Annotated in this window: 13 protein-coding genes; 4 read left to right on the top strand and 9 right to left on the bottom strand. The window is 41.5% G+C overall.

Going from position 1 to position 12,436, the window contains the following annotated elements; translation table 11 throughout:
* Positions 1-10: 10 nt before the first annotated feature.
* From DX873_RS05805 to DX873_RS05770, 8 genes are all read right to left on the bottom strand, one after another.
* A complete protein-coding gene (locus tag DX873_RS05805; RefSeq protein WP_116183548.1) occupies positions 11-2,410 on the bottom strand; it encodes a TonB-dependent receptor in 2,400 nt (799 codons plus the stop codon).
* A gap of 69 nt (positions 2,411-2,479) precedes the next feature.
* Positions 2,480-2,773, bottom strand: a complete 294-nt coding sequence (locus tag DX873_RS05800) for a hypothetical protein (RefSeq protein ID WP_116183547.1) — start codon at positions 2,771-2,773, stop codon at positions 2,480-2,482.
* Positions 2,774-2,837: 64 nt separating this feature from the next.
* Positions 2,838-3,353, bottom strand: coding sequence for a DUF6787 family protein (locus DX873_RS05795; protein WP_116183546.1), 516 nt, complete (start codon positions 3,351-3,353; stop codon positions 2,838-2,840).
* A gap of 36 nt (positions 3,354-3,389) precedes the next feature.
* The gene (locus DX873_RS05790) at positions 3,390-3,848 is read right to left on the bottom strand and encodes a DUF6146 family protein (RefSeq protein WP_116183545.1); all 459 of its coding nucleotides are present in this window, start codon (positions 3,846-3,848) and stop codon (positions 3,390-3,392) included.
* A gap of 68 nt (positions 3,849-3,916) precedes the next feature.
* Positions 3,917-4,558, bottom strand: a complete 642-nt coding sequence (locus tag DX873_RS05785; protein WP_116183544.1) for a DUF937 domain-containing protein — start codon at positions 4,556-4,558, stop codon at positions 3,917-3,919.
* Between the two features lie 71 nt (positions 4,559-4,629).
* Complete coding sequence (locus tag DX873_RS05780; protein ID WP_116183543.1) at positions 4,630-5,583, bottom strand: D-2-hydroxyacid dehydrogenase; 954 nt, start codon at positions 5,581-5,583, stop codon at positions 4,630-4,632.
* Positions 5,584-5,586: 3 nt separating this feature from the next.
* Entirely contained in the window at positions 5,587-6,651 is a 1,065-nt protein-coding gene (serC, locus tag DX873_RS05775; protein WP_116183542.1) for a 3-phosphoserine/phosphohydroxythreonine transaminase, read from the bottom strand.
* Between the two features lie 71 nt (positions 6,652-6,722).
* Positions 6,723-7,766, bottom strand: a complete 1,044-nt coding sequence (locus DX873_RS05770; RefSeq protein ID WP_116183541.1) for an acyl-CoA reductase — start codon at positions 7,764-7,766, stop codon at positions 6,723-6,725.
* An 84-nt stretch (positions 7,767-7,850) separates the two neighbouring features.
* On the opposite strand from DX873_RS05770, the gene DX873_RS05765 reads away from it, so the two are divergent.
* On the top strand, positions 7,851-8,204 hold the full coding sequence (locus DX873_RS05765) for a 4Fe-4S dicluster domain-containing protein (RefSeq protein ID WP_116183540.1): 354 nt from the start codon (positions 7,851-7,853) through the stop codon (positions 8,202-8,204).
* A 3-nt stretch (positions 8,205-8,207) separates the two neighbouring features.
* On the opposite strand, the gene speB is transcribed toward DX873_RS05765, so the two are convergent.
* Positions 8,208-8,984 carry an agmatinase gene (gene speB, locus DX873_RS05760; protein ID WP_116183539.1) on the bottom strand — a complete coding sequence of 259 codons (777 nt, stop codon included), beginning with the start codon at positions 8,982-8,984 and terminating at the stop codon, positions 8,208-8,210.
* A 110-nt stretch (positions 8,985-9,094) separates the two neighbouring features.
* Here speB and DX873_RS19145 point away from each other — a divergent pair, with 110 nt between their 5' ends.
* The 3 genes from DX873_RS19145 to DX873_RS05750 all read left to right on the top strand — a co-directional run bounded on the left by DX873_RS19145 (position 9,095) and on the right by DX873_RS05750 (position 12,320).
* Positions 9,095-9,223: a hypothetical protein gene (locus DX873_RS19145; RefSeq protein WP_262510994.1), complete on the top strand. Its 129-nt coding sequence runs from the start codon at positions 9,095-9,097 to the stop codon at positions 9,221-9,223.
* 168 nt (positions 9,224-9,391) lie between these two features.
* Complete coding sequence (ychF, locus tag DX873_RS05755; RefSeq protein ID WP_116183538.1) at positions 9,392-10,486, top strand: redox-regulated ATPase YchF; 1,095 nt, start codon at positions 9,392-9,394, stop codon at positions 10,484-10,486.
* 292 nt (positions 10,487-10,778) lie between these two features.
* Positions 10,779-12,320, top strand: a complete 1,542-nt coding sequence (locus tag DX873_RS05750) for an IPT/TIG domain-containing protein (RefSeq protein ID WP_116183537.1) — start codon at positions 10,779-10,781, stop codon at positions 12,318-12,320.
* Positions 12,321-12,436: the final 116 nt, after the last annotated feature.

The raw sequence follows: 12,436 nt of genomic DNA, 5'->3' as shown, positions 1-12,436 counted from the left end.
ATATTTAAGGTTAATAATTCAATTTTAATTGTAGTATGATGTTTCTTCCCAGATTATCGGCGAAGTAACGTTGTCTATTGAGATAATCTCTATACCTGATGTCTAAAATGTTATCTACTCTTAGAGCTGTGGTCAATACTGTGGACTTTCCTAAAGGAAATTTCATTTGAGAATCAAGCCCTAAGAGATGATAGGCATCTGGTGGGGTGTTTATCTCCAAAAGCACTTCTTCTTGTTGCTCTGGAGAAAAGACCATAATGTTGTCTGGAACTTCGTTTTGTCTGAACACATAGTTACTGACCAAAGACACTTCAAAATCGTTCCATTGCGGCTTCGTAAAAGTCAATTTGTTTCTAAAGTTGGCAGCTGGAATATTGATCAAAGCACCGTTATTTTCTGTGTCCGTTCCTTTTACCAATGAGAATTGGTGTTCTGAGTTCAAATTGGAAAGCCAATCTGCCTCAACGTTGACATCCACCCCTAATAGTCGGGCATCGGTTTGACGGTACTCCCATACAGGGAATGCTCCTCGAATGGTAAACTCGACATCCGCAGGCTCCAATAGAATAAAATCCGAGATCCAATTGGCAAAAGGTTCGATATTGAATCCCCAATGGTCAAACTTTTTGTGGTAGGAAGCGGAAAACTTATGGGAAGTTTCGCTATCTATGCGCAAATCACCAAGCTCGATACGTGCAGCGGAATGGTGCAATCCATCACTGAATAATTCTGAGGGGTTTGGAGCTCTCTGTGCCAGGGCATAGTTAAACTTAAGATTAGAGCCATCCTGAAAATAATTACTTAGACCAAAACTTGCTGAAACATTGTGGTAGTCAAAAACTGGGTTCACCAAAAGGTCTGTTCCCAAGTCTTGAACAACCAAATCCTGAAATTCTTGATCGTAGCCCCGCTCTTCCCATCGGGAGGTCCTATAAAACTTATCGGCATCAATTTGACTAAAGTCATACCGAAGTCCGGCTTCCAAAAGTAATTGGTCATTGACCCTATATTCTCCGGTGACAAAAGCACCCAGATCATATTTATTGTAGTCCGGGATCAATCTTCTTACACCAGTAGAAGGGTTTGCAAAATTATCCTGATACCTTCCCAATAAACCAACCTGCAATTTATAATCTTCTTTGGCATCCCATTTAAAGTCAGTGGATATGGTATGAGTGGTAAGTTCTAGATCGATAGAAGCCCTATCATCTTCTTCACCACGTCTTACATCAAATTCAAACCTTCGGTTGTTTTGAAAATCGTATTGGACGTTCAATTTTCCTAAACCTTCAAAACGTTTATAAAACCGTAGTTTTCCAAGATGATGCTTGACCTCTTGTCTAGGATTTTGCAAATCATAGGTAAAAGATCGGATGATTTCCGGTTCTCCATTATTAATGCTTCTTATTAAATCGTCCACATTTCCAATATGTGAGGCCCTTAGAATGGCAATCTCGGTGGTGTAGTACGAATAACGGGCATCCCAACCCCAGGTAAACAGGTTTTTTCCAAATTGAAGCGAAGCACCTATTTCTTGAACTCCCGTGTTGGACAGTATGTAATCGGGGGCTTCGTGATCGCCAAGACGTTTATAAGACCCCTGGCCTTTTATAAACCAACCTCCTCCAAAGGCACGGGTTAACTCAGAAGTAATGTTTCCACCTCTTCCATTTGAAACACCACTCAACAACGTTTTTCCATAAAGGGTATCCTTAACCGGAATTTTGGCCTGTTCCATAACTATGACCCCACCTATGGCATCTCCGCCATATTGAAGGGCCGAAGCTCCTTTGATCAATGAAATGGAACCAGCTGAGTTGATATCGATGTTGGGAGCGTGCTCGTCTCCCCATTCCATATCCTGCATACGGACCCCATCATTTAAAATGAGAACCCGACTGCCATTAAGACCGTGAATGGTAGGTTTTACGATGTTAGCTCCAGTGTTCAGGGAAGAAACCCCACCCAATTCCTTTAGGGCATCTCCTAAATTCCCGGCGCTATATAGTTCTAGGGTCTTAAGTTTAAGTTTTTCTTCCTGGGCGCTTTTGGTCTTGTTCCTAATGGCATCGCCCACTACATCCACCTCATCCAATTCCTCAAGGTGGTGCTCTAGTTTAATATCAATGTTGGTAGTGCCCTGCACTTGTACATCCACTATTATGGTGGTGCATTCGGGATGGGAAACTTCAATTTGGTAGGTTCCGGAACATAGGTCATCAAACCTAAACTTACCATTCTTGTTTGTTTTGGTCTCTCTGTTATTTTCAATGATGAAAATGGTTGCATCGTCCAATTCCAATTTACTATGGTAATCGGTTACTTGACCTTTTAGAACATTATTACATTCTTGGGCGGCCACAAAAAAATGTGACATTGCTACAAGAGCTATGAAAAACAGTGTTTTCATTATCAAATCAATAAATTTAATTGCAATAGGTGTGTTTCCTTACGAAACTAGAAGATGTTGGGCGAACAGTTAGACCACTGGAGTGGGAGGGGGCCTCGAAGAGAGATAATAATCAAATGATTGTTCTTTGAGCTGTTCGTCCTTGAGTGTTTTTTGGTATTTTATTGAAAACTCTGTGTCATCCAGCACATAGGAGTTGTCAGATGTTTGAAAATCCAAGGTTTGATTTTCAAGGGCTAAATCACAGATGTTACAGTTTTCTATTGTTTCAGAATCGCCATCTTGATGGGCGTACACATGAAAGCTGGAAACCTTGATGACCATCAAGGAAGTAAATAAAAGAAGGCCAATAAATTTCCTCATAACCGACATGACGGCACAAATCTAGACAATTTGGGTGCAAGCATTATGTTAACAAAAACATAAACTATGGGATTAGGAAACCCAAACCCATACGTTTGAGCATCTTTTTTTCAAAATTCCAAAAGAAACCATACTGACCAAAGATCCAACCAAAGCCTACCAAAAGTATTTGATATAGAGGAAAAATAAGAAGAATACGAACTGGCCAATAAATCCATCCGGACATTGATTCTTTATAAAAACCTATCCATTCGGCCACGGGGCCTGCCAATTTTCCAGACACACTTCCCGTAACCGCAAAAACGATAAAAATGGCAATCATTTCCCATTTCTGGTCCACTTTCCATTTTCCTTCAAGTTTTTTAAAACACCATAGAAAAAAGCGAACCATCAAAAAATACAAACCAATGGAAATACCTATGGTAAATGGCCATTCAAAATAAGTATTGTTGAGATTGAAAAGGTGCAAAAACCTCCTGGAAATCATATAGGCCGTAAGCATTACCAAAACGGCGCCAAGAATAGGGAATAGTAGTTGCCAGTTTTTATCAATTTCCCATCGACGCTTAATTTTTCCCATCTACCTGTTATTTGAAGAGATGGTAAAAATAGCACATTAAATTCGAGGGATAAAGGGCCCCAGTCGTTGCCTGTATTTCCTTTGGAAATAAATAAAATAATTATAGAGTTTATAATTCACCTCGTAGCCATAGTCTATCCCTGGCTCATAGTTAATTTGAAGCTCATAAAGATTGGGATTGAATTGTCGGGGTTGAATGACCCTTCTATTCCATTCCATCACCATAAGAGCATTACGGTTTTCTAGAAAAGATTGGGAGTAATAGCCTTCTGGACGTGCTATGCTCTGTAACCAAGTAAAAAAACCGGGTTCAATAATGATGATTTCGTATTCGGTGTTCTCATCTTTGATCTCTACTTGTTCCTCATCCGTGGAATCAAATACGGCTTGTTCTTCGGTAGAGATTTCCAGGGCTTCTTTTTGAGCTGTGCAGGAAGTCAACAAGCCGAACGTTAAAAATCCAATCAGTACGTGGGTTAAAGCTTTCTTTTTCATAACCTTAAGGTACAAAAAAAGCCATTTGAAAACTCAAATGGCCTTGTTAAATAAAGTTAAGACGATGGTTACTTGCCAAAAAGACCGCCCAATAGACCGCCCAATCCGCTTTTCTTTTGACCACCTCCACTCAGAACCATACCAGCAAGGTCATCAATGACGCTGCCGTCTCCGTCCGAATCCAAGAAGGTTTCTATTAGGGACTGTTGTTTGTTTGCAGTACTTCCACCTCCCATGAGGCCACCTAAAAGTCCGGTCAGCGCATCTGGACTGCTCACCTTTTGTTGTCTGGTCTGTTTTCCCAAATATCCCAATAATATGGGAGCAGCTATTTTAAGAATTTGAGCAATGGAACCTGAGTCTATTCCTGACTTGTTGCTCAATGCACTTTCTACTTGAGTCTGTTTGGATCCAAAAATATGTCCAAGAATTCCGGCACCATCATCCATTACACTTTGATCTACGCCACCACCAAAAAGACCTCCTAAGTCGTCCAAAATGCTTCCATCGTGTTTAGAAGAGAGGGCGTTCATCAAACCTTCGGCTCCATTTGCATTGGAGGCATTTCTTTTCATGGCACCCATTAAAAGCGGCATTGCCATTCCCAAGACATCGGCTGTTTTGCTTTCTGATTGTCCTGTTTGACCAGCAACTCCGCTGATAAGTTGTTTGCCCATAGGGCTATTCAATAATTCTAATAATCCTGACATTGTTAATAGTGTTTAGTTTAGCGGACAATGTACAAAAAAGGGAGTTCCTGAGGATTTTTTGTAACAAAAAATTATTGCAACAATTCAATAATCTGTCCGGCAAGTTCTGAACCAATGCGTTGTTGTGCTTCTTTTGTGGACGCTCCAATATGCGGCGTTAGGGAAATCCCTGGGTGCATCAGAATCTTAATTTCAGGTTTGGGTTCTGATTCATACACATCTAGACCAGCAAAAGCAATCTTTCCGCTTTCCAAAGCAGCTACAAGAGCTACCTCATCCAGCACACCTCCACGGGCGGCATTGACAATGCCAGCGCCGTCCTTCATTATCTTAAACTCTTTTTCTCCAATCACATATCCATTTTGAGCCGGCACATGTAGGCTTATGTAATCTGAATTTTGGAGAACATCTTCAAAATCAGTGTTTTTAAGTGTGAATCCTACGGATTGTCCATCAAAAAAGTCAAGATTCAAAGTGGTTTCTTCCCTGTGATGGTCATTGTAAAGAACTTTCATGCCCAACCCAAGTGCCACCTTTGCGGTTGCCTGGCCTATTCTTCCAAAACCGATAATACCCAACGTTTTTCCCTTGAGCTCAGAACCTCCAGCATAACTCTTTTTTAATTGTTTGAATTTGCTATCGCCCTCCAGGGGCATATTTCTATTGGAATCGTGTAAAAACCTGACCCCATTGAACAAATGCGCAAAAACAAGCTCTGCAACAGAATCTGAAGAGGCTGCTGGGGTGTTGATTACATGGATGCCTTTATCCTTGGCATATTGAACATCGATATTATCCATGCCAACACCACCTCTGCCGATCAATTTTAAATCTGGGCAAGCATCGATCAGAGATTTTCTTACTTCGGTTGCACTTCGCACCAAAAGGGCATTTACACCTTTTTCATTTATGAAGTTTGCCAACTGTTCTTGGGCAACTTTTGTGGTAATAACCTCAAAACCTGCTTTTTCCAACGCGTCTTGTCCTGTTTGGGACAGACCATCGTTTGCTAAAACCTTAACCATGCGTTATCCCTTCTTTTCCAATTCGCTCATAATATCTACGAGCACTCCAACACTTTCCAAGGATAGGGCATTGTACATTGATGCGCGATATCCTCCCACTGAACGATGCCCGTTTATTCCACTTATTCCAGCTTCTTTGCATTTTTCATCAAAGATATCTTTCAAGGTTTCATCGGTGATGTTGAAAGTGGCGTTCATGACAGATCTGTCCTCTTTGGCTGCAAATCCTGAGAATACCGGATTCAATTCTATTTCGGAATAGATAAGATTGGCTTTTTTCTCATTGATTTCTTCAATAGCTGGGATACCTCCCATATCTTTTAGCCACTGCATGGTCAACATAGATACATAAACTGCAAAAACTGGTGGGGTATTGAACATGCTGTCCTTACCGGCATGAACCGAATAATCCAACATGGATGGAATTTTCCTGGAGACCTTGCCCAAAATATCTTCTTTGACCACAACTAAAGTGGTACCAGCGGGCCCCATGTTTTTCTGTGCTCCGGCATAAATGAGATCAAACTTTGAGAAATCGAGTTGCCTTGAGAAAATATCCGAACTCATATCGCATACCAAGGGCACGTTGGTTTTTGGAAACTCTTTGATCTGTGTTCCAAAAATGGTGTTGTTGGAGGTAAGGTGCAAGTAATCCAAGTCGTTTGGAACCGTATACCCTTTGGGTATATAGTTGAAGTTTTGGTCCTGAGATGATGCAACTTCCATGATTTCCCCAAACAGCCTTGCTTCCTTAATGGCTTTAAGGCTCCATGTTCCTGTATTTACGTATCCAGCTTTTTTCTCCAAGAGGTTATAAGCTGCCATTAAAAATTGGGTGCTGGCACCGCCTTGAAGAAATAGTGCTTGATATCCTTTTCCTTCCAACCCAAGCAATTCAAGGGCAAGGGAGCGGGCCTTTTCCATTATGGCCACAAATTCTTTACTACGGTGGGAAATCTCAATGAGCGAAAGTCCGATACCATCAAGTTCCACTACGGCTTCTGAGGCTTTTTGCATTACCTCCTGGGGCAGAATACAAGGTCCTGCACTGAAGTTATGTTTTTTCATTTTCTTGAATTACCTGGCAAAGGTCTTAAAAAAACTTTGATCTATGAACGATACAAATGGAGAGTTTTGCATCAAAGTTTTAAAAGAAAATCCATGGTGTCCACCCCATCTGCATAATCATCCAATTTTGGCTTCTGGGTATTTCCAAAGGGAATCTCTTCACCTTCATTTCCTTTGGAAACAACACATTGAATCATAGAAGATTCCTCCTTGAGTTGTGCCCTTAGTTCCGCTTCTGAATCATAGTAGGAATAAAAGAGTACTGCAATAGGAGAGGAGTATCCTTCATCTTCTTTAAGAATCAAGAAACCATTGTCCAGTATTTTGAGTTCGCTCATGAGATATACGGCTTTGTTGTAGTCGTAATTGTTGGCGTACTTATGATGGTCAATGATGTCTTTTGAATCAAAAACTGCATTGAAAAAAGGTTCAAAGTCGTATCCCCTGGGTACGAATAGTTTGGAAACATTACGGCAGCCCAACCCAAAATATTGGAAAATATCTGCGGACAGGGCCTTCAATTGCTCTTGGGTTTCTGTTCCTTGGAGAATGGCAACTGAACTCCTGTTCTTTCTGATGATATGCGGGCCTTTTGAGAAATAATATTCAAAATAACGGCTAGTATTGTTACTTCCGGTTGCAATGATGGCATCAAAATCCTCAAACTTGCCCTCTACAAATGTTATTTTTTCACTAAGTGATGGTTCTTGCTCAATTAAATACTTTGCTAAGAAAGGAAGCAGTATCTTATCGTTAGAGGAGAGCTTCACCAAGACTTTGTTCCCAGATAACAGTACACACAATAAATCATGGAATCCCACCAAGGGAATGTTTCCGGCCATAACAATACCTACTGTCTTTGGATCATTGTCTTTTTCTAGATCATAATTGTTCAACCATTGAAGCAAATTCTCTTCAGTCAACAAGTGTGCCCATTCCCTTAAGGCAAAAAGAATGTTATCTTGAGTAAACCATCCATTGTGTTGCCCAGCATTAACTATTGCGTCATCAATATTGGATTCAGCTTTGCTTTGGGTGTTATCATTTTCACAATAATTACGGAGATAAGTTCCGAGGTTTACAAAAGCTTTAACTATGGGAAGTTGCACCTTCATTATATTTGTACACTTATTAAGTAGGGTTTATTTTTGTCAAAAGTAAGCATGCTGAAATGATTCAGCGCAAAGGAAAAGAAAATTATGGCTATTATAATAACAGACGAGTGCATCAATTGTGGTGCGTGCGAACCAGAATGCCCCAACACTGCTATTTATGAGGGCGCGGATGAATGGAGATACAGTGATGGCACTTCATTGAAGGGAGATATCGTACTTCCTGATGGAAAAGAAGTCAATGCCGATGAGGTGCAGGACCCCATTAGCGATGAAGTCTATTATATTGCCCCGGATAAATGCACGGAGTGCATGGGTTTCCATGAAGAACCCCAATGTGCCGCCGTTTGTCCTGTGGATTGTTGCGTTCCTGATGAAGACCGTGTTGAAAGCGAAGATGAACTTTTGGGCAAGCAACGGTTCATGCACCCAGATGGGTAAATGCTAAAGCATTTTAGCAGCTATTTCCCTGAATATTTTTGCGCAGACCATGGCGGTCATGTCGTTGATGTCCCTTGTAGGATTGTATTCAACTATATCTGCACCTAATATTGGAACTTCAATCTTTTGAATGATATCGATTACTTGCCTAGTATTCAACCCTCCAGGCTCGTGATGAGAAACCCCTGGTGCAAATGCTGGGTCCAGTGCGTCCATATCAAAAGAAAGATATAAAGGGTTTTTAAAAGTTGGCATTTTGAAAGATGCGAAGTCCCTCATCTCATTGATTTTTACTCCGAATTTTTTAGCATTGGCCCGTTGCGAATCATTCAAGGTACGAATGCCGACTTGATACAAATTTTCCGCAAGTCCATTTTTCATAATATTATAAAAGGGACATGCATGTGAATGGGGGTCGCCTTCAAAACTTTCATAGAGGTCTCCGTGGGCATCAATGTGCAAAATGTCCATTTTTCCATGGACGGAGCGAAATGCCTGGATTATGGGATAGGTAATGGAATGGTCACCGCCCAAGGTAATCATGGGATTCCCAATTTCCAGATGTTTTGCTGTCTTAACCGAGATATCAAAATACTCCTTGATTTTATGGTCCCCGGTATCTAAGAACAACTCAGGGGTTATGAAACTGCCATCTTCTGCATAATAGTTTGCTGATTCACTGTGATAAGCCTTCCGAATCAATGGCGGGGCCAAACTAGGTCCTTTTAAAAAAGAGGACTTTTCATCATATAGAATTCCCTGAATTGTGATTTTACCCATGTGCCAAATTTAAGAATTGAGAGGAGAATTGCGCAGAGAAATGCTTTATTCAACTAAATAACCGTCGTGGTTTTTCTTATTACTTTTGCGTGGTCTTGTAAAATGAACGCATGGAAAAAAAGGAGAAAGAATATAGAGGTTTCTGGAAACAATTGGGCTGTATCCTTTCATTGGTGGTCATATTGGCCATTCTGGCCATTTTTGTAATCGGGTTCTATCTTTTGATCAAAGGATACTAGGATAAGACCGAGCGTTCATAAACAAAAACTTCAACTTATATTTGCAGCCTTGATTCATTAGCAGTTATCAATTAACACTTACCAGATATCAGTAGTTACTCCCTGAAATCTTATGTTACCTGAAGGCTGTTTTCTGAAATCTCATGTCTAATATCTGAAATCTAATTAATGAAAGCCGGTATCGTAGGATTGCCCAATGTTGGTAAATCAACCCTGTTCAATTGTTTGTCCAATGCAAAGGCACAAAGTGCCAATTTTCCTTTTTGTACCATTGAACCCAATATTGGGGTGGTGAATGTTCCTGACGCCCGATTGGAAAAATTGGAAGAGCTTGTAGAGCCGGAACGTGTGATTCCTGCTACTGTGGAAATCGTAGACATTGCAGGTTTGGTAAAAGGAGCTAGCAAGGGAGAGGGACTTGGGAACCAGTTTTTGGGGAATATTCGTGAAACCGACGCCATTCTTCATGTCCTTCGTTGTTTTGACAATGACAATGTAGTCCATGTAGATGGTTCCGTAGATCCTATTCGTGATAAAGAAACCATTGACATGGAGCTTCAACTAAAGGATTTGGAAAGTGTTGAGAAAAAGCTGGACAAAGTAAAACGTGCCGCTAAAACTGGTAACAAGGAAGCTCAGAAAGAAGAGGCCGTTTTAACAAAGTTAAAAGAAGGCTTGGAAGCAGGGATGTCCATCAGGGCCATTGAGGTTGGAGAAGATGACAGATTGGAGTATGTAAAGCCGTTACAGTTGATTACGGACAAACCTGTAATGTATGTTTGTAATGTTGATGAAGAATCTGCTGTTGACGGAAATGCTTATGTTGAGAAAGTAAAGCAAGCCGTGACAAATGAAAATGCGGAGGTCATCTTTTTAGCCGTAGGCACCGAAGCAGATATAACGGAATTGGAAACCTACGAGGAGCGACAAATGTTTTTGGAGGATTTGGGGCTTTCAGAACCAGGTTCGGCAAAACTTATCCGTGGAGCATATAAACTATTAGACCTAGAAACCTATTTCACTGCGGGAAAGAAGGAAGTTAGGGCTTGGACCATTCCGGTTGGGGCCACAGCTCCTCAAGCGGCTGGGGTCATCCATACAGATTTTGAAAAAGGATTCATCCGCGCCGAGGTCATTTCCTATGATGATTATGTAAAACATGGCAGCGAGGCCAAAGTAAAAGAAGCTGGCCGCATGCGAGTGGAGGGGAAGGAATACATTGTGCAAGATGGGGATGTGATGCATTTTAGGTTTAATGTGTGATTGCCTCATCAGATTTTAGATTTCAGACATCAGATACCAGAATTCTCAAATCCCATATCTCAAGTCTAGTTTAGGGTTAGATTCCGGGGCGAAGGGTAAAGGTTTTTTTGGTGAAGGGTACTGAAAGTAGAGTGTAGCGTTTAGATTTCTCACATCTCACATCTCACATCTCACATCTATTCTCCCATCCATCAATTCAAAATGGGCATCCGTCCATTGGCAGGGCAAAACCATGGTCAAAATCTAGAATTTAGGGGTTTAAGACAATTTTTGAACCCTAAATCAATTGACGATGAAAAAAAAGATACTGTTCGGCCTATCGTTATTGGCCCTAATTTTTTATGTTTCCTGTGGAAAGGATGACGACTCCACAACAACCCCGGAACAAGAGGAAGTGGAAATCACAAGTTTTTCCCCGGGGTCAGGGGAACCCGGTACCGAGGTGACCTTAATTGGTAAAAATTTTGGCAAAACGGCCAGTGGTAATACGGTGAAGTTCAACGGCACCACGGCCACGGTGACCAGTGCCACGGCCACACAGCTCAAGACCACTGTACCAAATGGTGCCACCACGGGCAAGATCACGGTAACGGTGGGCAGCAGTACCGCCACCAGTAGTTCTGACTTTACTGTATTGGAACCACAACCTGCTCTTCAGATAACCGGTTTCCAGCCCATGGAAGGAGAACGTGGCAGTAGCGTAATTTTAACGGGAACAAATTTCAGCACCACAGCAGGTGAAAATGTGGTCAAGTTCGGTACCGTAGAGGCTGAAGTGGTCACGGCGAAGGCCGATGAGCTGACAGTGACTGTACCTGACAATGCTGTCTCTGCAAAAATTAGCGTGACCACGGACGGGACGACAGTGACAAGCACAGAGGAGTTTGAAGTATTTTCGCCTGCAAAATGGACGCAGGTCGAAAGTTACCCCAATGAGGAAGGAAGGGTTTTTGGGGTGAGTTTTGTTATTGATGGCATAATCTACTCAGGCCTTGGTTCAACTTCGGATCATTTAACGGATCATGAGTTATGGGGCTATGACACAACTTCGGATAGCTGGAGCAAAAAAACAAATTTTCCTATGGCTATGGATGACAAGTTAACAACGTCTACATCGTTTGTAATAAATAAAAAGGCATACATTGTTGGAGGTAATTCTTTGCAAAATGGGGATTCCTCCGAAGTTTGGGAGTATGACCCCAACAATGGAGATGGAGGTTCTTGGACCTTGATGGATGCTCCATTTCCAGGTGCCGGTAAGCAAAAGGCGACAGGTTTTAGCATAAATGGACTTGGCTATATCGTGGGTGGTGGATTTGATACAGGGGAAGGAACAGAGAGTGTTGCTGAAGTATGGGAATATGACCCAACAGATGATAGCTGGACATCTAAGCAGGATTTCATTGGCTCTCCATTTGAACTGGGTACTAGTTTTGTGATAAACAACAAAGCTTACATTCATTTAGGGATGACCGGAGGAAGTGAAGGCTCCTCCGAATTCTGGCAATATGAACCAGCGGAAGATAGTTGGGGCCAATTAGCATCAATTCCCAATGAAAGACTCTATGCATTTGCTTTTTCAGTGGGCAGTAAAGGATACATCGGTTATGGTTCTACGTATGTGAACAACCAAGCCTCCTATTATGAAGACTTTTGGGAATATGATGCGGAAGGCAATGGTGGTTGGAACGAATTGATGACTCCACAAGGAATATCAGAATGGGTTAGCCCAATTGCTCATGGAGTTGATGGGAAAGGATTTGTTGGGCTAGGTTTGGCAAATGCTCAATTCACTTCAGAATTATGGATATTTGAACCACGCAAAAAATTGTAGTGATAGCTAACTTCTGATATGAATAATATTTAGCGCGCCCTTCGGGGCGCTTTTTTCTTTTCAGGACCTCTCATATCCCAAATCTCACATCTCACATCTCACATCTCAAGTCTCAA

It is taken from the genome of Flagellimonas nanhaiensis (genome assembly GCF_003382275.1).
In the GTDB taxonomy this organism is placed as follows: domain Bacteria; phylum Bacteroidota; class Bacteroidia; order Flavobacteriales; family Flavobacteriaceae; genus Flagellimonas; species Flagellimonas nanhaiensis.
The sequence above is the reverse complement of the archived record's forward strand: the minus strand, read 5'-3'. Positions and strand labels throughout refer to the sequence as shown.

What these genes read in the sequence shown, in the direction of transcription:
- DX873_RS05790 (WP_116183545.1), bottom strand. Translation starts at nt 3,848, where the DNA reads ATGAAAAAGAAAGCTTTAACCCACGTACTGATTGGATTTTTAACGTTC.
- DX873_RS05795 (WP_116183546.1), bottom strand. Translation starts at nt 3,353, where the DNA reads ATGGGAAAAATTAAGCGTCGATGGGAAATTGATAAAAACTGGCAACTA.
- DX873_RS05770 (WP_116183541.1), bottom strand. Translation starts at nt 7,766, where the DNA reads ATGAAGGTGCAACTTCCCATAGTTAAAGCTTTTGTAAACCTCGGAACT.
- DX873_RS05765 (WP_116183540.1), top strand. Translation starts at nt 7,851, where the DNA reads ATGGCTATTATAATAACAGACGAGTGCATCAATTGTGGTGCGTGCGAA.
- DX873_RS05780 (WP_116183543.1), bottom strand. Translation starts at nt 5,583, where the DNA reads ATGGTTAAGGTTTTAGCAAACGATGGTCTGTCCCAAACAGGACAAGAC.
- DX873_RS05800 (WP_116183547.1), bottom strand. Translation starts at nt 2,773, where the DNA reads ATGAGGAAATTTATTGGCCTTCTTTTATTTACTTCCTTGATGGTCATC.
- DX873_RS05805 (WP_116183548.1), bottom strand. Translation starts at nt 2,410, where the DNA reads ATGAAAACACTGTTTTTCATAGCTCTTGTAGCAATGTCACATTTTTTT.
- serC (WP_116183542.1), bottom strand. Translation starts at nt 6,651, where the DNA reads ATGAAAAAACATAACTTCAGTGCAGGACCTTGTATTCTGCCCCAGGAG.
- DX873_RS19145 (WP_262510994.1), top strand. Translation starts at nt 9,095, where the DNA reads ATGGAAAAAAAGGAGAAAGAATATAGAGGTTTCTGGAAACAATTGGGC.
- speB (WP_116183539.1), bottom strand. Translation starts at nt 8,984, where the DNA reads ATGGGTAAAATCACAATTCAGGGAATTCTATATGATGAAAAGTCCTCT.
- DX873_RS05750 (WP_116183537.1), top strand. Translation starts at nt 10,779, where the DNA reads ATGAAAAAAAAGATACTGTTCGGCCTATCGTTATTGGCCCTAATTTTT.
- ychF (WP_116183538.1), top strand. Translation starts at nt 9,392, where the DNA reads ATGAAAGCCGGTATCGTAGGATTGCCCAATGTTGGTAAATCAACCCTG.
- DX873_RS05785 (WP_116183544.1), bottom strand. Translation starts at nt 4,558, where the DNA reads ATGTCAGGATTATTAGAATTATTGAATAGCCCTATGGGCAAACAACTT.